General features: G+C 63.0%; 19 protein-coding genes and 1 pseudogene. 11 read left to right on the top strand and 9 right to left on the bottom strand.

Features of this window, described 5'->3' with window-relative positions; all coding sequences use genetic code 11:
- The 4 genes and pseudogenes from NKJ35_RS17830 to ppa all read left to right on the top strand — a co-directional run.
- A pseudogene (locus NKJ35_RS17830) lies at window positions 1-430 on the top strand (TPM domain-containing protein); the annotation flags it as partial.
- A 10-nt stretch (window positions 431-440) separates the two neighbouring features.
- Window positions 441-1079 carry a TPM domain-containing protein gene (locus NKJ35_RS17835; RefSeq protein ID WP_352648870.1) on the top strand — a complete coding sequence of 213 codons (639 nt, stop codon included), beginning with the start codon at window positions 441-443 and terminating at the stop codon, window positions 1077-1079.
- Between the two features lie 117 nt (window positions 1080-1196).
- On the top strand, window positions 1197-1703 hold the full coding sequence (locus NKJ35_RS17840; protein ID WP_254817749.1) for a GNAT family N-acetyltransferase: 507 nt from the start codon (window positions 1197-1199) through the stop codon (window positions 1701-1703).
- A 115-nt stretch (window positions 1704-1818) separates the two neighbouring features.
- A complete protein-coding gene (gene ppa / locus NKJ35_RS17845) occupies window positions 1819-2349 on the top strand; it encodes an inorganic diphosphatase (RefSeq protein ID WP_023721304.1) in 531 nt (176 codons plus the stop codon).
- Window positions 2350-2366: 17 nt separating this feature from the next.
- Here the strand turns inward: ppa and NKJ35_RS17850 are convergent, their stop codons facing one another.
- Together NKJ35_RS17850 and NKJ35_RS17855 are read right to left on the bottom strand one after the other, a co-directional pair.
- A complete protein-coding gene (locus tag NKJ35_RS17850; protein ID WP_352648872.1) occupies window positions 2367-2957 on the bottom strand; it encodes a hypothetical protein in 591 nt (196 codons plus the stop codon).
- Window positions 2958-3054: 97 nt separating this feature from the next.
- Entirely contained in the window at window positions 3055-3660 is a 606-nt protein-coding gene (locus tag NKJ35_RS17855; RefSeq protein ID WP_352479549.1) for a TetR/AcrR family transcriptional regulator, read from the bottom strand.
- Window positions 3661-3742: 82 nt separating this feature from the next.
- Here NKJ35_RS17855 and NKJ35_RS17860 point away from each other — a divergent pair, with 82 nt between their 5' ends.
- Both NKJ35_RS17860 and NKJ35_RS17865 read left to right on the top strand, forming a co-directional pair.
- Window positions 3743-5026, top strand: a complete 1284-nt coding sequence (locus NKJ35_RS17860; RefSeq protein ID WP_352648874.1) for an MFS transporter — start codon at window positions 3743-3745, stop codon at window positions 5024-5026.
- A gap of 147 nt (window positions 5027-5173) precedes the next feature.
- The gene (locus NKJ35_RS17865; protein WP_352648876.1) at window positions 5174-6748 is read left to right on the top strand and encodes an alkaline phosphatase D family protein; all 1575 of its coding nucleotides are present in this window, start codon (window positions 5174-5176) and stop codon (window positions 6746-6748) included.
- A 37-nt stretch (window positions 6749-6785) separates the two neighbouring features.
- Here NKJ35_RS17865 and NKJ35_RS17870 read toward each other — a convergent pair whose 3' ends face one another.
- The gene (locus NKJ35_RS17870; protein WP_352648878.1) at window positions 6786-7067 is read right to left on the bottom strand and encodes a hypothetical protein; all 282 of its coding nucleotides are present in this window, start codon (window positions 7065-7067) and stop codon (window positions 6786-6788) included.
- Between the two features lie 198 nt (window positions 7068-7265).
- Here NKJ35_RS17870 and typA point away from each other — a divergent pair, with 198 nt between their 5' ends.
- Window positions 7266-9095, top strand: a complete 1830-nt coding sequence (gene typA / locus NKJ35_RS17875) for a translational GTPase TypA (RefSeq protein ID WP_254817743.1) — start codon at window positions 7266-7268, stop codon at window positions 9093-9095.
- A gap of 75 nt (window positions 9096-9170) precedes the next feature.
- On the top strand, window positions 9171-9320 hold the full coding sequence (locus tag NKJ35_RS17880) for a hypothetical protein (RefSeq protein ID WP_352648880.1): 150 nt from the start codon (window positions 9171-9173) through the stop codon (window positions 9318-9320).
- A 46-nt stretch (window positions 9321-9366) separates the two neighbouring features.
- Here the strand turns inward: NKJ35_RS17880 and NKJ35_RS17885 are convergent, their stop codons facing one another.
- On the bottom strand, window positions 9367-9867 hold the full coding sequence (locus NKJ35_RS17885) for a DUF1062 domain-containing protein (RefSeq protein WP_352648882.1): 501 nt from the start codon (window positions 9865-9867) through the stop codon (window positions 9367-9369).
- Window positions 9851-9994, bottom strand: coding sequence for a DUF1062 domain-containing protein (locus tag NKJ35_RS17890; RefSeq protein ID WP_352648883.1), 144 nt, complete (start codon window positions 9992-9994; stop codon window positions 9851-9853). The genes NKJ35_RS17885 and NKJ35_RS17890 overlap by 17 nt, the downstream gene beginning before the upstream one ends.
- A 395-nt stretch (window positions 9995-10389) precedes the next feature.
- On the opposite strand from NKJ35_RS17890, the gene NKJ35_RS17895 reads away from it, so the two are divergent.
- The gene (locus tag NKJ35_RS17895) at window positions 10390-11004 is read left to right on the top strand and encodes a LysE family translocator (RefSeq protein ID WP_352648884.1); all 615 of its coding nucleotides are present in this window, start codon (window positions 10390-10392) and stop codon (window positions 11002-11004) included.
- 9 nt (window positions 11005-11013) lie between these two features.
- Here NKJ35_RS17895 and NKJ35_RS17900 read toward each other — a convergent pair whose 3' ends face one another.
- Entirely contained in the window at window positions 11014-11337 is a 324-nt protein-coding gene (locus NKJ35_RS17900) for a YciI family protein (protein ID WP_352648886.1), read from the bottom strand.
- Between the two features lie 136 nt (window positions 11338-11473).
- Window positions 11474-12037, bottom strand: coding sequence for a peroxidase-related enzyme (locus tag NKJ35_RS17905; protein WP_352648887.1), 564 nt, complete (start codon window positions 12035-12037; stop codon window positions 11474-11476).
- A 131-nt stretch (window positions 12038-12168) separates the two neighbouring features.
- On the opposite strand from NKJ35_RS17905, the gene NKJ35_RS17910 reads away from it, so the two are divergent.
- Window positions 12169-16965 (top strand): NAD-glutamate dehydrogenase, encoded by a 4797-nt coding sequence (locus tag NKJ35_RS17910; RefSeq protein ID WP_352648889.1) that lies wholly within the window; start codon window positions 12169-12171, stop codon window positions 16963-16965.
- Window positions 16966-17153: 188 nt separating this feature from the next.
- Window positions 17154-18530 (top strand): MFS transporter, encoded by a 1377-nt coding sequence (locus NKJ35_RS17915; RefSeq protein ID WP_352479558.1) that lies wholly within the window; start codon window positions 17154-17156, stop codon window positions 18528-18530.
- 39 nt (window positions 18531-18569) lie between these two features.
- On the opposite strand, the gene purH is transcribed toward NKJ35_RS17915, so the two are convergent.
- Together purH and NKJ35_RS17925 are read right to left on the bottom strand one after the other, a co-directional pair.
- Window positions 18570-20186: a bifunctional phosphoribosylaminoimidazolecarboxamide formyltransferase/IMP cyclohydrolase gene (purH, locus tag NKJ35_RS17920; RefSeq protein WP_352648890.1), complete on the bottom strand. Its 1617-nt coding sequence runs from the start codon at window positions 20184-20186 to the stop codon at window positions 18570-18572.
- 84 nt (window positions 20187-20270) lie between these two features.
- The gene (locus NKJ35_RS17925; RefSeq protein WP_352648891.1) at window positions 20271-22019 is read right to left on the bottom strand and encodes a heparinase II/III family protein; all 1749 of its coding nucleotides are present in this window, start codon (window positions 22017-22019) and stop codon (window positions 20271-20273) included.
- Window positions 22020-22098: the final 79 nt, after the last annotated feature.

The raw sequence follows: 22098 nt of genomic DNA on the forward strand, positions 1-22098 counted from the left end.
CGATTTCTCTGGCGGCATCAGCAAGGCCGTCGATGACATGATCATGGTGCTGGAAGGCAATCCCGAAGAGCTGGAAGCCCGCGGCAAGCGCAATCCGGCGAATGACAATCCTGTCGATCCCATCTTCGTTCTGTTCATCGTCCTGTGGGCGACGATGTTCTTCGGCGGCCTGGCAATGGCATTCCTGCCGCCGATCTTCGGCACGAAGTTGTCGCCGGGCGTGTACAAGTGGCTGGGCATGACATTCCGCTACGGCCGTGGGCCAGCTTCGTCATCCTCCGGTGGCGCTGGCTGGACGTCGGGGACCTCGTCCGGCAGTGGCTGGTCGTCTGGAAGTTCCGGCAGCGGTTGGTCGTCCGGAAGTTCGGGCGGTGGGTTTTCAGGTGGCGGCGGTTCGTCCGGCGGCGGCGGTTCTTCAGGAAGCTGGTGAGACATCAATCATGGCAACACGACCGATCAGCCCCGAGGATCATGAGCGCATCGCCGATGCGATCCGCGCTGCCGAATCAAAGACCGACGGCGAGATCTACTGCGTCATGGCGCATGCCAGCGACGGCTATTTTTTCCCGGCCGCTTTCATGGCGATGCTAGGCATGCTCATCGTCAGCCTCGCCGTCGGTTACGGGCTGGAAGCCTGGTGGCTGTCGATCCGCTTGCCGCATTTCGTCATCGCCGAGCTGCTGGCGCTTGCCAGTGTGCTCATTCTGTTGTGGGCATTGCCCGCATTGCGCATCCATTTGGTTCCGAGGCGTCTGCGCTACCAAGCCGCCCACGCCAATGCGATGAAGCAGTTTCTCGCCCGCAACGTCCACCGCACCACGGCGCGCACGGGCGTGCTGGTGTTCGTCTCGATCGCCGAGCGCTATGCCGAGGTGGTCGCCGACAGCGGCATCGATTCTCGTGTCGGCCAGCATGTCTGGGACGGTGTCGTCCGCGACCTTACGGCGCATGCCGGCGACGATCGGCTTGCCGACGGGTTCGTCAAGGCGATCGAAGCGGTCGGTGCGGTACTGGCCGAGCATTTTCCGGTCTCGACCGGCGACAGCAACGAACTGGACGACCATCTGGTCGAGATTTGATCTCGCTAAAAGCGGTTTTCCAGCGTCTCAAGGACGCACTGTTCGGCTGTGTGAAAGCATCGCGGCGGCCGACCGGACTCTTGCAATCGGGCGCGGCGGGTTTATGGTTAACCAATCATGAATACGCTGAGCATCGACATCAGGAAAGCCGAACCACGCGATGCAGCCGCCATTGCCGACGTGCATCTCGAGGCCTGGCGCGGCGCCTATTCGGGCATCATCCCGCACCGTACACTGACATCGATGATCAACCGCCGCGGTGCCGATTGGTGGGCAAATGCCATTCGCCGGGCCGCCACCGTCCTGGTCGTCGAAATCGGCGGCAAAATTGCCGGATACGCGACGATCGGCAAGAACCGAGCACGTGAACTCAGGCAGCAGGGCGAGATCTACGAGCTTTACTTGCGGCCGGAGTATCAAGGCATCGGGCTCGGCAGTCGGCTGTTCGCAGCCGCACGGGCACGGCTGGCCGACCATGGCCTGAAAGGCATGGTGGTGTGGGCGCTGGAAGACAATCAGAACGCACTTGCCTTCTATGCCGGCGCCGGCGGACGCGATGTGGCCGAGGGCGTCGAGATCTTCGAGCAGAAGGCGCTGAAGAAGGTCGCTTTCGTCTGGGAATGACGGCCAGCGCATGGTCCGGCCGGTTTCGGTTCGGACGATCCCCCAGTACCATTCGCCGCATTGCACCATTCGCCATCGGCCGCTATCGATCTTCAATCGAGAGAGGGATAAAGCGATGCGGATCGAAGCGATTGCCAGCGGAAAGAACCCGCCCGAGGACGTCAACGTCATTATCGAGGTGCCGATCGGCGGCGAGCCGATCAAATACGAGATGGACAAAGAGGCCGGCACGCTGTTCGTCGACCGCTTCCTTCACACTTCGATGCGCTATCCCGGCAATTACGGTTTCGTACCACACACGCTATCGGGCGACGGCGACCCGATCGACGTGCTGGTCTGCAACACGCGCGCGCTGGTGCCAGGCTGCGTCATCAATGTGCGGCCGATCGGCGTGCTGGTGATGGAGGACAATGCGGGCCAGGACGAGAAGGTCATCGCGGTGCCTTCGCCCAAGCTGACCTTACGCTACGAGGACGTCCACGAATACACGCAATTGCCTGACATTACCCGCCAGCAAGTGCAGCATTTCTTCGAGCACTACAAGGATCTCGAACCCGGCAAATGGGTCAAGATCGAAGGCTGGTACGATGCGGCCTATGCCAAGAAGATGATCGTCGAGGCAATCGAGCGGGCCAAGCGCAAGTAATTATCGGGCGCAAATAATCAGTTGTCGACGCGGCCGAAAGCGGGCGCGTCGCCGATCACTACGCGCTTGTCCTTGCCGCAGGCGAAGGTGCGTGCCTTCTCGTCGGCAAGCTTGCGCGCCTGATCGTTGGCGGCGGGATTGCCGGCGGCGAGTACAAGGCCGATCGTGCAGCCTTCGTGGGCGTCAGGCTGGGCAACCTTGGCGACGATCAACACTTCCGTCGACTTATTCTCGCCCTCGGTATCGCTGATCGAGCGACGATGAATGACGGCGAACGGAATGGTAGTTTTGCCGTTGGTTTCGATCCGCCACTCGACTTTAGGTCCAGCCGAATTGAGGCCGGAAAAGCTTTCCCAGACCGAGGTCATATCGCCGGGTGGAAAGCCGTAGAACAGCGATTCCCGCGCGTCGTCGTAGGAAACCATCACCGGGTAGCCGCCATAACCCGAACAGGCGAGGTCGGCCCAGTCGCCGTCGCCTTCCTCCGCCTGGGCATAAGTCACGCAGTCCTTCTCCCAGACGAGATCGGTATAGACGCTGGATATGTCGCCAGCCCGGGCGGCGTTGCAGAAGCCGGCGAAGGCAAGCGGGATCAAAAGAGCGCGCATGGCGGACAACTCCGTTCGGGCTGCCGCAGCGTACCGTCAAATCTAGCAGCAGCCTAGACGAACTCAGGCTGCTCACAGTGATCTGGTAAACGGAACGCTATTTCTTCAAGCTTGCCTCGATCAGAAGGTCGGCGTTGCGGGCGACCGACTGCGCCGGCCCGCCGACACCGAACAGCTGGCCGCTGATATAGGCGCCCTCGATCAGGAGCAGCAGCCCGTCCCCCAGCGTGTCGGCGTCGCCGGCGCCCATCTCTGCCGCCATGGCACGCAGGCGCCGGCGCAATTCCTGCTTGTTGGCCTCGCTCACGACGCGGGCCGGATGGCCATGTTCGGGATATTCGACCGCGGCATTGGTCATGCCGCAGCCGCGATAGTCGGGCTTTTGCGTACGCTTGCCGACACGCGTCAGGAAGGCGACGATCTGCGCGCGCGGATCGCCGGGATGGGCATTCACCGCCTCGTCGAAGCGCTCCCAAAATTCGAGGTCATAGTGCCGGAGATAGGATGCGGCCAGCTCATCCTTGGACGGAAAGCTGCGGTAAAGGCTGGGCTTGGTGACGCCGGCACGCCGCACGATCTCGTCGACGCCGATCGCCCTGATGCCTTGCCGGTAAAACAGGTCGCGCGCCACCTGGAGAATCCGTTCGGCGGCGCGAGGCGGCGATGCGTCATTCGCCTTGATCGTTGGTTCAATGCTTTTCATGTCTGGTGTACCGATTAGCTGGTTGACAATGTTACCGGTCGGTACGTATGTTTCGCGCTCCTGCAACGTACCGGTCAGTAACATGATAGCTCAATCCCGCCCGTTTGGCCAGCGCTACGCTTTCGTCGTGGTCGCCGTCATCTTCCTTTGCCTGCTGATCGCAGCGGGCCTGCGTTCGGCGCCGGCAGTCATGATGCTGCCGCTGGAGAATAGTTTCGGCTGGCGGCGCGACGTCGTCTCGCTGGCCGCTGCCACTGGCATCTTCCTCTATGGCCTGACCGGGCCGTTTGCCGCGGCGCTGATGGAGCGGATCGGGCTGCGCCGCACCTTGCTTGCCGCGCTGCTTTTGATGTCGGGATCGACCGCGCTCAGCCTGTTGATGACCAAGCCCTGGCATCTGCTCCTCACCTGGGGCGTGTTTTCCGGCGTCAGCTCGGGCGCCGTCGCCACCGTGCTCGGCGCAACCATCGTCAACCGCTGGTTCAAGACCAATCGCGGCCTGGTGATGGGACTGATGTCGGCGTCCAGCGCCACCGGGCTGCTGGTCTTCCTGCCGCTGCTCGCCTCGCTCGCCCAGTCAGGCGGCTGGAAGCCGGTCGCCATCGCCATTGCAATGGCCACCGCCTGCCTGGTGCCGCTGGTCTATATGCTGGTGCCGGAGCGCCCGGCCTCGATCGGCATGGTCCGCTATGGCGCCGATGCCGACGACGTGCCGCCGGCGCCGCCAGCCGCGCAAGGCAATTTCCTTTCGCATACGCTGAGCACGCTGCGCCGCGCCGCCGGCACGCGGGTGTTCTGGTATCTGTTCGCCACTTTCTTCGTCTGCGGCTTCACCACCAACGGGCTGGTCGGCACGCACCTGATCGCCTTTTGCGGCGACATGGGCATAGGCGAAGTGCAAGCCGCCGGCCTGCTGTCGATGATGGGCATTTTCGACCTGATCGGCACGACGCTATCGGGCTGGCTCACCGACCGTTTCGACCCGCGCAAGCTGCTCGGCGTCTATTACGGCATCCGCGGCCTGTCGTTGATCTATCTGCCCTATTCCGGCTTTTCGGCAACCAGCCTGATCATCTTCGCCGTGTTTTACGGACTGGACTGGATCGCCACGGTGCCGCCGACGCTGAGGCTTTCCAACGAGGCGTTCGGCGACCGCAGCGGACCGATCGTCTTCGGCTGGATCGTCGCCGGCCATCAGGTTGGCGCCGCGACAGCGGCCTTCTTCGGCGGCACCATGCGCGAGCTGCAAGGCAATTACGAGCTTGCCTTCCTGATCGCCGGTATGACGGCAATAGCCGCCGCCTGCATCTCGCTGCTGATCAACACCAGCCGCCCGGCCTTCGAGCCGGAACCGCAGGCGGCTTAGGGTGCGACAGTTGAGTGCTAATCTCCCCCGTTGAGGGGGAGATCGCCCGCCTGTTCACTGTTATCAAACCTTCATCGTTTCGAAATGTGCCTGAAACATTGAAGCTGGAGCTTGGCGGCGACGTTCAACGCCATCCAGGAGACAGCCATGAACAAGATTTCGATGACGCGGCGCGCTTTCGTCACGTCGGCCAGCGCCGTTGGCCTGGTCGGCGCGTCGGGCCTCGCGCTTCCCTATTACTCGCGCGCCAATCAGCGCCCGGCCTTTACCCACGGGATCCAATCCGGCGACGTCGACGCGACCAGCGGCATGGTCTGGGCGCGCACGGACCGGCCGTCGCGCGTCATGTTCGAAGTGTCGTCGACGGAGAGCTTCGCCAATGCCGTCCGCCTGGCGCCGCTCGATAGCTCGCCGGCCAGCGACTATACGGTGAAGCGGCTGCTTACCGATCTCACCTCCGACCAGGACATCTTCTACCGTATGGTCGCGGCCGATCTTTCCGATATCAACGCCGTTTCCGAGCCGATCGTCGGCCGCTTCCGCACGGCACCTGCCTCGAAGCGCGACATTCGTTTCGCTTGGTCGGGCGACACCGCCGGCCAGGGCTGGGGCATCGACGACACCGGCATGAAGACCTACGCCACGATCGCCAAGCACACGCCGGACTTCTTCCTGCATTCGGGCGATACGATCTATGCCGATGGCGCGATGAAGGACGAGATCGACCTGCCCGGCGGCGGCAAGTGGAAGAACACCGTGCTGATCGACGAAAAACGCAAGGTTGCCGAGACGCTGGACGAATACCGGGGTCAGTGGAAATACAATTTGATGGACAGGAACGTGCTGGCGCTGAACGCCATCTGCCCGACGTTCTACCAGTGGGACGACCACGAGGTGGTGAACAACTGGTCGGATTCGAAGGATCTGAGCGCCGACGACCGCTACACCGAAAAATCCATCCATGTACTGGCGGCACGCGCGGCGCGCGCCTTCCACGAAATGACGACGATCCGCTACGAGCCGTCGGAGCCCGGCCGTGTCTACCGCAAAATCGCCTATGGGCCGCTGCTCGACGTGTTCTTGCTCGACATGCGTTCCTATCGCGGCCCCAACGGTCCGAATATGCAGGAGACGATGACGCCGCAATCGCGCACCCTCGGCGAACAACAGACGAAATGGCTGAAGCGCGAGCTGGCGAATTCCAATGCAACCTGGAAAATCATCGCCGCCGACATGCCGCTCGGCCTCGTCGTCTGGAACGACGGCACCAAGAAGGTCGGGGCTGAGGCAATCAGCAATGGCGACAATGGCCCGGCCAAGGGGCGCGAGCTGGAAATTGCCGACCTCCTTCGCTATATAAAGAACGCGGGGATCAGCAATACCGTCTGGCTAACCGCAGACGTGCATTACACAGCCGCGCATTATTACAATCCGGACAAGGCGCAGTTCCAGGACTTCAATCCGTTCTGGGAATTCGTTTCGGGTCCGATCCACGCCGGCACATTCGGACCGAATGATTTCGACATGACTTTCGGCCCGGAGCTGAGGTTCATCAAGGCACCGACCGCCGAACAGGGTCAGAACCTGCCGCCGTCGGCCGGCCTGCAGTTCTTCGGGCTCGTCGACATCGATGGAGCCACCGAGCAGTTGACGGTGCGGCTGATGGATCGCGACGACAGCGAACTCTACAAGGTCACGCTCGATCCGGTGCGATCGGCGTGAGATTGCCTTTTAGGACCACCCGGAAGGTGGATGTGCATCAATCGGGATAGCAGACGACGGGAATCTTGGGCCAGACGGCTCTGTCGCATCCGGCGTTTTTTTGCCTTTGCTTGAAGGCGGTGCTGACCGGTCCGGTCACCACCGGGTCGACGCCGTCCGGAGCATCGGCAAAAAGCTGCTCTGCCGAGCGCTTGTCGGACGGCAGAGCAGACCGCGTCTCCTTGGGCGGCGCGGCCGATTGCGCCGCGCTTGCCGCGAGGAGGACGGCGAGCGCGGTACATGCCAAAATCGGCCGGAGTTTGATGCCTGTCTCGATCATGAAATTCGAACTGTCCGGACCACGAAAGGTTCCGCCTTGGTTAATAATTCCACTTCACACCAAGACATTTAAGATTTGGTGACTTTATTTGGTGGCTCGCCTCCTCTTTCGCAAATGCGAAAAACCCTGTATGAGCCGCCCAACCGAAAGAGGCAGCGCCTTTTGGCCTGCTGCCTGCAACGCTCCCGAGACCGAAACATGAAAATCCGCAATATCGCGATCATCGCGCACGTCGACCATGGAAAAACCACCCTCGTCGACCAGCTCCTGAAACAGTCCGGCTCGTTCCGCGACAACCAGCGCGTCGCCGAGCGCGCCATGGATTCAAACGATCTTGAAAAGGAACGCGGCATCACCATCCTGGCCAAGGCGACCTCGGTCGACTGGAAGGATACCCGCATCAACATCGTCGACACGCCCGGCCACGCCGATTTCGGCGGCGAGGTCGAGCGCATCCTGTCGATGGTGGATTCGGCCATCGTGCTGGTCGACGCCGCCGAGGGCCCGATGCCGCAGACCAAATTCGTCGTCGGCAAGGCGCTCAAGGTTGGACTGAAGCCGATCGTCGTCATCAACAAGATCGACCGGCCGGATGCGCGCCATGTCGAAGTGGTCAACGAGGTGTTCGACCTTTTCGCAGCACTTGACGCTACCGACGAGCAGCTCGACTTTCCTATCCTTTACGGTTCAGGCCGCGACGGCTGGGTCTCGGAAAACCCCGAAGGCCCGAAGGACCAGGCTCTGGCGCCGCTGTTCGACCTCGTCATCAAGCACGTGCCGGCGCCGACCGTTCATCCCGGCCCGTTCCGCATGATCGGCACCATCCTGGAAGCCAATCCGTTCCTCGGCCGCATCATCACCGGCCGTATCGAATCCGGCACGCTGAAATCCAACCAGGCGGTCAAGGTGCTGCACCATGACGGCACCCAGGTCGAAACCGGCCGCATTTCGAAGATCCTCGCCTTCCGCGGGCTCGAGCGCCAGCCCATCGAGGAAGCGCAGGCGGGCGACATCGTCGCCATCGCCGGCCTGTCGAAAGGCACTGTCGCCGACACCTTCTGCGACCTGTCGGTGACCGAGCCGCTGCACGCGCAGCCGATCGATCCGCCGACGGTGACGATGTCTTTCCTCGTCAACGATTCGCCGCTGGCCGGTACCGAAGGCGACAAGGTGACCAGCCGCGTCATCCGCGACCGCCTGTTGCGCGAGGCCGAAGGCAATGTCGCGCTGAAGATCGAGGAATCACCTGACAAGGATTCGTTCTTCGTTTCCGGCCGCGGCGAATTGCAGCTGGCCGTACTGATCGAGACGATGCGCCGCGAAGGTTTTGAGATCGCCGTGTCGCGGCCGCGCGTCGTCATGCAGAAGGGCGATAACGGCGAATTGCTGGAGCCGGTCGAGGAAGTCGTCATCGACGTCGACGAGGAGCATGCCGGCGTCGTCGTGCAGAAGATGTCGGAGCGCAAGGCCGAGATGGTCGAGTTGCGCCCTTCGGGCGGCAATCGCCAGCGCATCGTCTTCCACGCGCCGACGCGCGGCCTGATCGGCTACCAGTCGGAACTGTTGACCGACACGCGCGGCACCGCGGTAATGAACCGGCTGTTCCATGCCTACGAGCCTTATAAGGGCGAGCTGCCGGGCCGCACCAACGGCGTGCTGATCTCCAACGAACAGGGTGAATCGGTGGCCTATGCCATGTGGAACCTGGAAGACCGCGGCCCGATGGTCATCGATCCCGGCGTCAAGGTCTATCAGGGCATGATCATCGGCATCCATTCCAGGGACAACGATCTCGAGGTCAACGTGCTCAAGGGCAAGAAGCTGACCAACATCCGCGCCGCCGGCAAGGACGAGGCGGTGAAGCTGACGCCGCCGATCCGCATGACGCTGGAACGCGCGCTGGCCTGGATCCAGGACGACGAGCTGGTCGAAGTGACGCCGAAGACCATCCGCCTGCGCAAGCTCTATCTCGACCCGAACGAGCGCAAGCGTTTTGAGAAGTCGGCGAAAGTGGTCGGCGCGGCATAAAGGGCAATACCGCGCAGTGAGCGGTAAACTGGTCACGGCTGTCATATAGACAATCGACCCGAGGCCGAAGTTTGCGTGTCGATGCTCGACGCGTATGGAATTTGTGCTCTCGCGAATTATCTTCTCGACACGGGCAGGCTCGGCTTGATTCATGTGCAAGTCGCCGACAGCGATCCCGATGCGGCCAAGGGTTTGATCGGCTCGGCCTCCAAAGAGGGCGATTGACCCCTGGCCGCAACTGTCTCCGATTGCGGATGCCCTTCCCGTCGCCTCATCCGCCGGCAGCCGAAATGATATCGTCCCGGTCTGGTTCGCCAGACAGGTGGATGCGGATCGCCGTTCCCGTCCGCGCCGGCCTGCGCAAGGCTTTGGCTCCGTCCGGACCAACCACCAGCAATCGTTTCTCTTCCCAAACCTGAAGCCGCGATCGCGAGACACCGAGTTCGCTGGCGAGTAACCGGTCGAGCCGCAGCGCTGTCGGCATTTCGAGCCAGAGCTGGAGTTCGAGCGCGCTGGTATTTTCCGGTCTATCCCCGAGCACCTCCTTTTGAACGGCGGCTTCGGGGAACTCCTCGACGCGCCCGATACTGCTTCGCAATGCGGCAACATCGAAGGCATGGCGCCGCGCCAGGACCGGATCGTTGCTTTCGAGCGCCTGCAATATTGCCGGTTCGATATCCCGGCGGCTGCAGCGCTCCAGAATGCCGAAATTCCAGGAATTGTCGCAGTCGATGCAGCGGTAGATCAACCAGGCATCAAATGCGCTTGCCATTGGCATTGACGCGGAATTTGCCGCTGCAGCGATAGGCTTTCAGGCCGCCGCAGCGATTGCAGTTGAGGTGAGGTCGAGGTGCGGTTTTGGGCGCGATCGCCCAGCGGATGCGCAGTATCGAAGGCATGCCGAAAAGCCCTTCCCGTCGGGAAGTTCGTCAGATCGGCGATATCGAGAACCCCTTGCGGGCACGGCGTGGCGAGAGACTGCGGCAGTTGGAAATCAGGTGTCGCCTGTGGTTATGCGCGACAGCGGTTCAGCAGTGCCAAACCGGTCTCGAACTGCCACCCTGAAGAACAGGTCATGTGAAAACAGGCACCGCGACTGCGACGCCCTGCTCTGTGTTGAGGGAGTTGACGAGACCGGCGGTTACGTAGGCAAAGTGAAGCTCGGAAAGGATTTCGGAACGACATCTCTAGCCGTAAGGTGCCTGGCGGACAAGCCTTCTTTCGGTAGACCCTACCGTCGCCGGAACAGTTGGGTTATGTTGAACACCCCAAACACTTCAAACGAGACCCCGTCATGCATTTCACGTCGCTGCTGATTTTTGCCGGCGCCCTGCTTGTTGCCGCCGGCTCGCCCGGCCCGTCGATCGCCGCTCTTGTGGCGCGGGTCATCGCAAAGGGCTTCCGCGACGTGTTTCCATTCCTGCTTGCCATGTGGATCGGCGAAGCGATCTGGCTGTCACTGGCGGTGTTTGGTCTCGCCGTGGTAGCGCAGACGTTCCATTTTGCCTTCGTCGTCGTGAAGTGGGTCGGCGTCGCCTATCTCGGCTGGCTTGCCTGGAAGATGTGGACGGCACCGGTCGAGGCGAAGGAGGGTTCGCTGCCGCGCGAAGATTCGCCCGCCAGACTGTTCTTTGCCGGCATGGCGGTAACGCTCGGCAACCCCAAGATCATGATGTTCTATCTGGCGCTGCTGCCGACCATCATCGATCTCGGTTCGGTCAGCGTGGTCGGCTGGGTCGAGCTGACGGCGACCATGGCAGTGGTCCTGGTCGCCATCGATTTGACCTGGGTGCTCGCCGCATCGCAGGCGCGCAAGCTCTTGAGAAGCAAGCGGGCGATGAAGATCGCCAACCGCATCAGCGCCGGTACCATGGCCGGCGCTGCGGCGGCGATCGCGGCGCGGTCCTGAGCCGGCGCGTCAACCCATTTCGATGATCGGCGCGATCTCGATACTAAAGGCTGGGTCGGTCAAGATAGGACAATCCTTGGCCTTGCCGACAGCATCGTCGATGTCTTTTGCTTCGATGATGGTGTAACCAGCGGTCGGATTGCTGCCGCCGTTGTTCTCGACCTTGCCGCCAGGCAGTACGGTCTTCGACATGCCGACTGGATTGCCACCGTCGACCACGGCTGAGCCAAGCTTGCCATACCAGCCGTTCCAGGCATCCATTGCTGCCTTCCGTTCGGACTCCTCGGTCGGCATCTTGCCCGAGCCGTGATAGACGTAGAGAAATTTTGCCATGTTCTCCTCCTCTGATCGGCGGCATCGAACCGGCATGCGGTCATGCCGCAGCCGATCATCGGACCAAACCGGCAAACAAGCAACGAGAATGCGAAGTAGCTAATATGATGTGCGGTTGGCTCGCAACGGCGGTGCCCTATCGCGCCATCGCGTGGTATTCATCGTTCGGCCGCATATCGATTGCCGATGCCAGCCGGTTCGACATGTTGAAGAATGCCGCGGTCGAGGCGACATCCCATATGTCGCGGTCGGAAAAGCCGACTTGCCGCAGCGCCGCCCGGTCCGCTTCGACGATCTTTGCCGGCTGCTCGGTCAGCTTCACGGCGAATTCGAGCATGGCGCGTTGCCTGTCCGACAGCTTGGCGGCGCGAAAATTCATTACCATCATCTCGCCGAAGGCGGGGTCGCCGGAAAGCTGGCGCACCGCCGCGCCATGCGCGGCCAGGCAATAGTAGCAATGGTTGACCGAAGAGACGGCCACCGCGATCATCTCGCGCTCGAGTTTCGACAGGCCGGATTCGCCCAGCATCAAGTCATTGTACATGTCGGTGAAAGCGCGCAGCTTCTTCTCGTCGAAGGCATAGGCGAGTAGCACATTGGGAACGAGGCCGAGTTTCTCCCGGCATTTGGCGAAATAGGCCCTAGTCGCGTCGCTCAGCTCCGCCGGTGCCAGGTCAAGCGCGGTGATTTTGTCCGTCATGGCGGATTTCTCCTCGTTTTTCGCCAGGCTGCCGGTGAATTCCGACATTTCGTCGCAAGCCGTCAAACCTTTGTCGCCAAATACCCGTCATCTGTTAGCATAGCCGCAAAAACATGCGACGGGAGGGACTCATGGCCAGTGTAAAGTCAGCGAGCCGGTTGAAAAAAGCCGGCCTGACGAGGGGTGAAGCCGCGGGTGGCGAAAAGCCCGGCAGGCTTGCCGACTACCTGCTGGCCCGAGCTCCGGCCGAAGATGTCGCCGCCTACGACGTCATCGATCTCGAACGCGCTGCCGAACTCGCCGGCCGCGCCGTGGCCAGGCACCAGAAGGACGACTGTGTCGTTGCCATCGACGTCGATTCCGGTGTCGTCCGCCAGGGCCGGCCGATGACGGTGATCACCGTCGTCAACGACAACATGCCGTTCCTTTTCGATTCCGTTCTTGGCGAGATCACCGAGAGCGCCGGCGAGCCGCTGCTGGTTACCCACCCGGTCATAGTCGTCAGGCACGGCAAAAACGGCGTCGAGGAAATCCTCGGCGACGGGGGTTATGCCAAGGGCGACCACAGCCATGACCGGCTGAGCGTCATCCATGTCCATATCGGCCGCCTTTCGGCCGAGCAGGCTGAAGGTCTGGCCGCACGCCTGACCAAGCTGCTCGGCCAAGTGCGCGCCGCCGTCACCGACTGGAAGCCGATGCTCGCCCGCCTCGACCAGGCGATCTCGGAATTCCGCTACTCGCCAGTGCCGCTCGACAAGGCCCATGTCAACGAGGCGATCGCCTTCCTCGAATGGCTGCGCGACGACAATTTCACCTTCCTCGGCATGCGCGAATTCAACTACACCGGCGGCGAGACGAGCGGCATGCTCGAGCGCGCCGAAAAGCCCGGCCTCGGCATCCTTTCCGATCCTGACGTGCTGGTGCTCAGGCGCGGCACCGAAGCGGTAAGCACGACGCCGGAAATCCGCGCCTTCCTGCATGGGCCGGAACCGCTGATTGTCACCAAGGCCAACGCCAAGTCATCGGTGCACCGCCGCATCTACCTCGACTACATCGGCGTCAAGACCTACACCGGCAAAGGCGTGCTTTCGGGCGAGCTCCGCATCGTCGGCCTGTTCACGTCGACCGCCTATACGCGCTCGGTGATGAAAATCCCCTATCTGCGCTCGAAGGCGGAAACCGTCATCGCCAAATCCGGCTTCAATCCAAGCGACCATTCCGGCAAGGCATTGATCAACGTGCTGGAGAGCTATCCGCGCGACGAGCTGTTCCAGGTTCCGGTGCCGATCCTGCGCAAGCATGCCAGCGCCATCCTCGGGTTGATCGAACGGCCGCGCGTCAGGGCGTTGGTGCGTGTCGACCAGTTCGACCGCTTCGTCTCCGTGCTCGTCTTCGTGCCGCGCGACCGCTACGACAGCGTCGTGCGCGAGAAGATCGGCACGTATTTGAAGACCGTTTTCGAAGGCCGGCTGTCGGCCTATTATCCGGCGTTCCCGGAAGGCGGGCTGGCGCGTGTCCATTTCATCATCGGCCGCTCCGGCGGCAAGACGCCGAAGGTCGAGCAGGCAACGATCGAGGCGGCGATCCGCGACATCGTACGGACCTGGGACGATGCACTGCGCGAGACCGCGACAGAGACCGGCGCCGATGCGAGACTCACTGCCATCGCCTCACGTTTTTCGGAAAGCTATCGCGACAGTTTTCCGCCGGCCGTGGCGCTGGCCGACGCCGGGCGCATCGCCAAGCTCGATGCGTCAAATCCGATCGCCATCGACTATTACCGTCACGCCGGCCAGAAGCCGCATCAGGCGGCGCTGAAGATCTATCACCACGGCAGCCCAGTGGCGCTGTCGCGGCGCGTGCCGGTGCTGGAAAACATCGGTTTCCGCGTCATCAGCGAGCGCACTTTCGAGGTCGGCGACAATCAATCCGGCATGGTCTTCATCCACGACATGGAACTCGAGAACAGCTACGGCAGGCCGATCGACCTCGGCAATGGCGGCGCGCTGTTCGAGGATGCGTTCCTTTCCGTCTGGCGCGGCGATGTCGACAATGACGGCTATAACGGCCTTGCCCAGACCGCCGGCCTGTGGTCGGGCGAGATCACCGTCCTGCGCGCCTATGGCCGCTATCTGCAGCAGGCCGGTATCCCGCAGAGCCAGGATTTCATCGCCGCCGCGCTCAATCGCTATCCCGAGATCGCCCGCGGCCTGCATGCGCTGTTCGTCGCCCGCCTCGGCCCGACGGCGGAAACGGAAGGCGTCGTCCAGGCCAAACATTTGAAGGCCAAGATCACGGATGCGCTGGAAGACGTTCCCAACATCGATGACGACACCATCATCCGCCGTTATCTGAACCTGATCGAAGCCTCGCTGCGCACCAATCATTTCGTTGCCGATACGAAGGAGAAAGGCCAATCGCTGGCGATCAAGCTCGATTCGCAATCGGTGGACGGGCTGCCGGCGCCGCGGCCATGGCGAGAGATCTTCGTCTATGGCTCTGAGGTCGAGGGTGTGCATCTGCGCTTCGGTCCGGTCGCGCGCGGCGGCCTGCGATGGTCGGACCGTGCCCAGGACTATCGCACCGAAGTGCTCGGCCTGGTCAAGGCACAGCAGGTCAAGAATGCGGTGATCGTGCCGGTTGGCGCCAAGGGCGGTTTCTACCCGAAAAAGCTGCCGATGAGCGCCGGGCGCGACGCCATTTTCGAGGCCGGCACAGCCGCCTACAAGAATTACGTTTCCAGCCTGTTGTCGATCACCGATAATATCGGCCTGGACGGCGTCATCCCGCCGGCCGGCGTGGTGCGGCGCGACCAGGACGATCCGTATTTCGTCGTCGCCGCGGACAAGGGCACGGCGACCTTCTCGGACATCGCCAACGCCATCAGTGAAAAGCACGGCTTCTGGCTCGACGACGCTTTCGCCAGCGGTGGTTCGGCCGGTTACGACCACAAGAAGATGGGCATCACCGCCAAGGGCGCCTGGGAAGCGGTCAAGCGGCATTTTCGCGAGATGAACCGCGACATCCAAACCACTCCGTTCACCGTCGTCGGCGTTGGCGACATGTCGGGCGACGTGTTCGGCAACGGCATGCTGCTGTCGGAGCAGACCCGGCTGATCGCCGCCTTCGATCATCGCGACATCTTCATCGATCCCGATCCCGACATGGCGGCTTCGATGGCCGAGCGCCGGCGTATGTTCGCTCTCGCCCGCTCAAGCTGGCAGGATTACGACAAGACGAAGCTGTCCGAAGGTGGCATCATCGTCTCGCGCAGCCAGAAGTCGATCACCTTGCCGGCCGCCGCGGCTGCAGCGATCGGCCTCGGCAAGACAACGGCCACGCCGGTCGAGATCATGAGTGCCATCCTCAAGGCGCCGGCGGACCTTTTGTGGTTCGGCGGCATCGGCACCTATGTCAGGGCATCGGGCGAGACCAACCAGGATGTCGGCGACCGTGCCAATGACGCGATCCGCATCACCGCGCTCGACCTGCGCGCCAAGGTGATCGGTGAGGGCGCCAATCTCGGCGTCACGCAACGGGCGCGCATCGAATTCGGATTGAATGGCGGCCGCTGCAACTCAGATGCGATCGACAATTCTGGCGGCGTGAACTGTTCCGACGTCGAGGTCAACATCAAGATCGCGCTGGCTTCCGCGATGCGCAAGGGATCGTTGACCCGGCCGGCGCGCAACAAATTGCTGGCCGAGATGACCGATGAGGTCAGCGCCCTGGTGCTGTCCAACAATTACCAGCAGACGCTGGCGCTGTCGCTTGCCCGCAAGCGCGGCCTCGCCGACATCGCCCATCAGAGCCGCTTCATGGCGGCGCTGGAGGCGCGCGGACTGCTCGACCGTGCCGTCGAGGCGCTGCCGTCGCCGGCGGCCCTTGTCGAGCGCGAGACGCGCGGCGAGCCGCTGACCCGGGCCGAGCTCGGCGTGCTGCTTGCCTATGCCAAGATCGTGCTGTTTTCCGATATCGTCGCCAGCGACGTGCCCGACGATCCGCATTTCGACCGTGATCTCATGGGCTATTTCCCTGATCGCATGGCAAAGAAATATGCTGCGGAAATCCACGGCCATCGGCTGCGCCGCGAGATCATCGCCCGTGTCGTCGCCAATGATCTGGTCAATCGCGGCGGTCCGTCCTTCGTCAACCGGCTGCAGGAAACAACCGGCCGCAGTGCCGCCGATGTCGTGCGCACCTTCGCCGTGGTTCGGGATGGATTTGCGCTGCCGGCGCTCTATCGCCAGATCGACGCGCTCGACAACCAGATCGACGGGCAGATCCAGCTCGACCTTTATCAGGCGGTCAGCCGGCTGATCTATGTGACGAGCGGCTGGTACCTGAAGAACGATGCCGGCACCGCGCCGCTCGGGCAGCGGATCGCCGAGTTGCAGGACGCGCGCAAGGCGCTGGAGCCGAAGCTGGTTTCGCTGCTGCCGGCCTTCTCGCGCGAGCGGATCGAAGAGCGGCGGCACAATCTGTCGAAGGGCGGCGCGCCGGGGAGCCTTGCCGAACAACTGGCGTTGACCGATGTGGCGGAACTCATCCCCGACATTGCCCTGACGGCGCGGACGGCGAATGCTGGCATCGTCGCTGCCGCCAAGGCGTTTTTCGCGGTCAGCGATGTCTTCCGCATCCCGCGCGTCGAAGATGCGGCGCGCTCGATCACCCCCTCGGATTATTACGATCAACTGGCGCTTTCCCGTGCCACCGACACGATCGGCGCGGCCAGGCGCGGCATCGCCGTGGCGGCACTCACCAGCCATGCCGAGGCGGCGGATCCGGTGACGGCATGGCTGGAGGCCGGCGGCGAACGGGTCGGACGCATCCGCGAGCGGCTGCAGGCGCTGACCGAGGGCGGCGACATCACCGTGTCGCGGCTGTCGGTGGCGTCCGGCCTGATGAGCGATCTGACGGGGCTGTGAGACGTCTTCCATATCGCGCGGGATTGCCGGGAAGAACTGCGCAATAGAGCGAACGGCGCGCTGCTTTTGGGAGCGCCGGAGCATGATGCCGAACCTAACGATCGGCTTTTGGACAAGATCGTGCTCAACAACAAGGTGGAGCGTCATTCCGATTCGATCAGTATTGAGCAAGCTCCAGCGGAGGGGACATGGCTGAGATGGCAGTGCAGCGGGCGTCGGGACGCGGCATCTGGGGATGGATGCTGTTCGACTGGGCGGCACAGCCGTTTTTCACGGTCGTCACTACCTTCATCTTCGGTCCTTATTTCGTCTCGCGCATGGCCAGCAATCCCGAGACCGGGCAAGCGGCCTGGGGCTACGGCATTGCCGCCGCCGGCCTCGTCATTGCCGTTTTGTCGCCGGTCCTCGGTTCGATTGCCGACCAGACCGGACCGCGAAAGCCGTGGATAGCCTTCTTCGCCGCGGTCAAGATCACCTGCCTCACCCTGCTGTGGTTCGCCGCGCCCGGCTCTAATCTTTTTCTGGTCGTGGCGTTGTTCTCGCTGGCGTCGGTCGCGGCGGAATTCTCGACCGTGTTCAATGATTCGATGATGCCCCGCCTGGTGCCGAAGAGCGACATCGGCAGGATCTCGAACATGGCCTGGGGGCTCGGCTACCTCGGCGGCATAATCGCACTGATCTTCGTCGTTACCGTCATGGCCGGCTCGCCTGAAACCGGCAAGACCGTCGTTGGGCTGGACCCGATCTTCGGCCTCGACCCCAGGCTCGGCGAGGACGCGCGTGCCACCGGACCGTTGTCGGCGGCCTGGTATTTCCTGTTCATCCTGCCGATGTTCTTCTTCACCCCCGATGCAATCAAAGGCATTCCAATCGGGCCGGCGGTGCGCGAGGGACTGTCGGAACTGAAGTCGACGCTGGCCGAAGTGCGCAAGCGCAGCGGCATTTTTCGCTTTCTCGTCGCGCGCATGATCTATCAGGACGGCGTCAACGCGCTGCTGGCGTTGGGCGGAACGTTTGCGGCGGCAATGTTCCATTGGTCGATTACCGAGATCGGCCTGTTCGGCATCATCCTCAACGTCGTCGCCATAGTCGGATGCCTGGTTGCCGCACGCCTCGACACGGCGCTGGGTTCCAAGTCCATAGTGATGATTTCGCTGGTCATGCTGAGCATTGCCACGCTGGGCATCGTCTCGACCGGCCCGGGCTATACGCTGTTCGGCGCCTGGGTGATGCCCGGACTGGACGGCGGCGGATTGTTCGGCACGGCGGCGGAAAAAGCCTACATTTTCTACGGCCTGCTGATCGGGCTTGCTTTCGGGCCGGTGCAGGCTTCGTCGCGCTCCTACATGGCGCGCAGCGTCTCCGCGGCCGAATCGGGCCGCTATTTCGGCATCTATGCACTGGCCGGCCGAGCAACCAGTTTTGCCGCACCCTTCATGGTGGCCACGATCACCCTGGCCAGCGGCTCGGCGCGGCTCGGCATGGCGGCGATCGTGCTGTTCCTCGGAGCGGGCATGGCGATCCTGATCGGCACGCCCTATCCGGCGGATCGGCCGGCGGAGTGATCTGCTCGTCCCTTCTCCCACAGAGGGAAGGGAGGGAGTTCAATGCCTGAAATGCCTCACGCCGGTAAACACCATGGCGATGCCGTGAGCATCGGCGGCGGCGATGACATCGTCGTCGCGCATCGAGCCGCCGGGCTGAATGACGGCGGTGGCGCCGGCTTCGATTGCCGACAAAAGCCCATCCGCGAACGGGAAAAAGGCATCCGAGGCGACGACAGAGCCCTTGGTCAAAGGCTCCGTCAGACCGGCAGCCTCGGCCGCGTCGAACGCCTTGCGGGCGGCGATGCGCGAGGAATCGACCCGGCTCATCTGGCCGGCGCCGATGCCGACTGTAGCGCCATCCCTGGCATAGACTATGGCGTTCGACTTGACGTGCTTTGCCACGCGAAAGGCGAATTTCAGATCGGCCAATTCGGCCGGCGTCGGAGCGCGGCTGGTCACCACTTTCAGGTCGAGGTCATCGACCACCGCATTGTCGCGGCCCTGGACCAGCAAGCCGCCGGCAACCGATTTCAAGCCAAGGCCCGCCGCGCGCGGGTCGGGCAGGCCGCCGGTAACCAGCAGGCGTAGATTCTTCTTGGCGGCAATGATGCGGACTGCTTCCTCGGACGCCTCCGGTGCGATGATCACTTCGGTAAAGGTCTTGACGATCTCTTCGGCGGTTCCGGCGTCGAGGATGCGGTTCATGGCGACGATGCCGCCGAAGGCAGAGACCGGATCGCAGGCCAGCGCCTTGGCATAGGCCGCGTGCAGCGAAGCGGCTTCGGCGACGCCGCACGGGTTGGCGTGCTTGATGATGGCAATTGCGGCGGAGCGGGTCGGATCGAATTCGCCGACCAGCTCGAAGGCGGCGTTGGTGTCGTTGATGTTGTTGTAGGAAAGCTGCTTGCCCTGAAGCTGGCGCGCCGTAGCGACGCCCGGCCGCCTGTCGCCATTGACATAGAAGCCGGCGCCCTGATGCGGGTTTTCGCCATAGCGCATCACCGATTGCAGCTTGCCGCCGAAGGCGCGCCATGTCGGATGCTCGATCTCGAGCGCCTCGGCGAACCATCCCGAGATCGCCGCATCGTAGGTGGCAGTACGGGCAAAGGCCTTGGCTGCCAGCTTCTTGCGGAAATCCAGCGACAGCGAGCCGAAATTCATCTCCAACGCGTTGAGCACCGAGGCATAGTCGTCAGGGTCGGTGACGATACCGACATAGGCGTGGTTCTTGGCCGAGGCACGGATCATCGCCGGGCCGCCAATATCGATGTTCTCGACGATCGCCGCGTAGTCGGCGCCGGAGCGGCGCACCTCTTCGAATGGATAGAGATTGGAGACGACGAGATCTATAGGCTCGATGCCGTGGTCGCGCATCGCAGCGGCGTGCTCGGGATCGTCGCGCACGCCGAGCAGTGCGCCATGCACCGACGGGTGCAGCGTCTTGACGCGGCCGTCCATGATCTCGGGAAAGCCGGTGAGCTCGGATACGTCGCGCACGGCCATGCCGGCCTCGGCGATCGCCTTTGCGGTGCCGCCGGTCGAAACCAGCTCGACGCCGGCCGAAGCCAGCGCCTTGGCGAAGTCGATCAGGCCGGTCTTGTCGAAGACGGAGAGCAGCGCGCGACGGATCGGAACAAGGTCGGGCGCGGGAATGTTCTTGGCGGCGACGGCCATGGGCTGGCGGCCTTTCCAGTTCTGGTTGGAGAGCGTCCGCGGGCCGTAGCACATGAGGCCCGGAAATCAAGCAGCAAGGCTTGATCAGTGTTTGCCGTTGCCACTGGCTTCAGCTTTTTCCGGATGACCACCGAGAGTAGTCCGCGTCAATTGCCAGTGGACCTCGGAAATCTCCGAGGCTTTGAACGCAAGCACGATCTGCCGGCTGCGGCGCGGGCCGCCGAGCCCCGCGAAATAGATCGATTCCTCGACCTCGGGTGCCACTTCGGTGGAGGTAAACACCCAGGTGTCGGCATGGTCGGCGGCCAGCACCAGACGGTCATGCTCATCCTGGAGCAGGTTTATGTCGGGATGGACATGGAAACGCACCGTGACGAAATCACGGCCATTGTTGCGGATAGAGGCGCCGCCCGGCCGCAGGAAGCGGTCCCTGCCGGCAAGCACATTGCCTTCGGTCGATAATTTCAGCTCGCGCTCATGCAGGAAGCCGAAGCGCGCGACATAGCCGTCATGGCGGGCGATGAAGCCCTGGCTGCCCTTCTGGTCGGTGCGCTTGCAAGGCACATGCTGGGGCCCGCCGATCAAAGGCGTGCCGAGCAGGTCGTTGACGCGCAGGGAGTGGTTGAAGCGCGCCGACGACGTGTCGTTGATGGTGGCGGTCGAATGGGCGGCGGTGGCGCGGGCAAGCGGCCGGAACTCGGCGGCGCCATAGGTGTCTATGCCGGCGTTGACGATATAGTGCTGGCGGCCCGACGACAATTCGAAGGCGAGGCACCCGGCGTGAGCGGCATTGGACACGTCGACGGGCGGCGGCGGTCCGGTATCGGCGATCACGGTGACACCCCCCATCGACAGGCGCTCATAACCCGAATGCGGCGCGTGCAGCAATGGTGCGCCGGCGGTGTCGTCGTGATGCAGGATGCTGGCAATACGGTCGTGGATGGTGGCGCCCATGCCGTTGAAGCGGGCAAGGCTGCCATCCTGATGGCGAAAGAAGCGCAGCGCCGGCAGCATCCGGTCGATGGCGCCGATCAGGGCGGCCGGCGGTGTCTCGGCCTGATTGGCGTATGTCTGGCGCAACGGCAGAAGGTCGGCGAGGATTTCAAGCACGGCCATCGGATTGCGCGAGATATGGCCGCCGTCAGGCAGGATCTGGCGGTCGATCTCCTCGGCGAGAGCGCGGGTGGCACCGCGCAGCGCTGAGGCCGGCGCCGGCAGCGACAAAGCGGCAAAGGCCAGCGCAATGCGCGCGCGCAGCCTGTCCTTGCCGTCCGGCATCTCGCGCGCCATGGCGCGCAGATAGCGGATCTGGACGGCAAGCGATTTCAGGAAGGCGCGGTAGAACGGAAATTCGGCGCCCTGCAACACGATCGAGGAATGCTGCAGCCAGGCAATGACGCGCTTGGCCGTCGTGCCGGGCTCCCAGGCGACGCCGGAAATATGGCTGCCATGGATTGCAATCCAGTCGGAAACCAACGCCCGCGCGTTGGCGGCGGCGAGCTCGGTACCCGCGGCACGCATGTGGCGCAGCCAGCGAAAGCCATGCAGCGTCTTTTGCCAGCCGGGATTGGGCACGTCGATCTGGAAGGGCGATTTGCCGCCGGTCTCGACCAGATGCCCCGAAAGCGGATAGCGGCCGTAATAGATTTCGAGCGCGATCTGAGGATCGGCGAGGCGCAGGTCCGGCGGGGCGATCAGGACGCGCTCCGGCGTGCGGCCTGAGTAGCGCCAGCGATAGAGTGGTCCGGCACGCAAGCGCCGGCGCGCCTTGCGCCAGAACTCCCTCGCGACAAGCGTCCACAGACGCGTCGTGTTACCGGCAGCGATTGCCAAAATCTCTCCTGATCGTCCTCACCCAGGCACAAGTTTATATGATTCAAGAACTTGTGCGAAGGCGAATTCCGCGGCAGCG

Source organism: Mesorhizobium sp. M0136 (assembly GCF_040322515.1).
Taxonomy (GTDB): Bacteria; Pseudomonadota; Alphaproteobacteria; order Rhizobiales; family Rhizobiaceae; genus Mesorhizobium.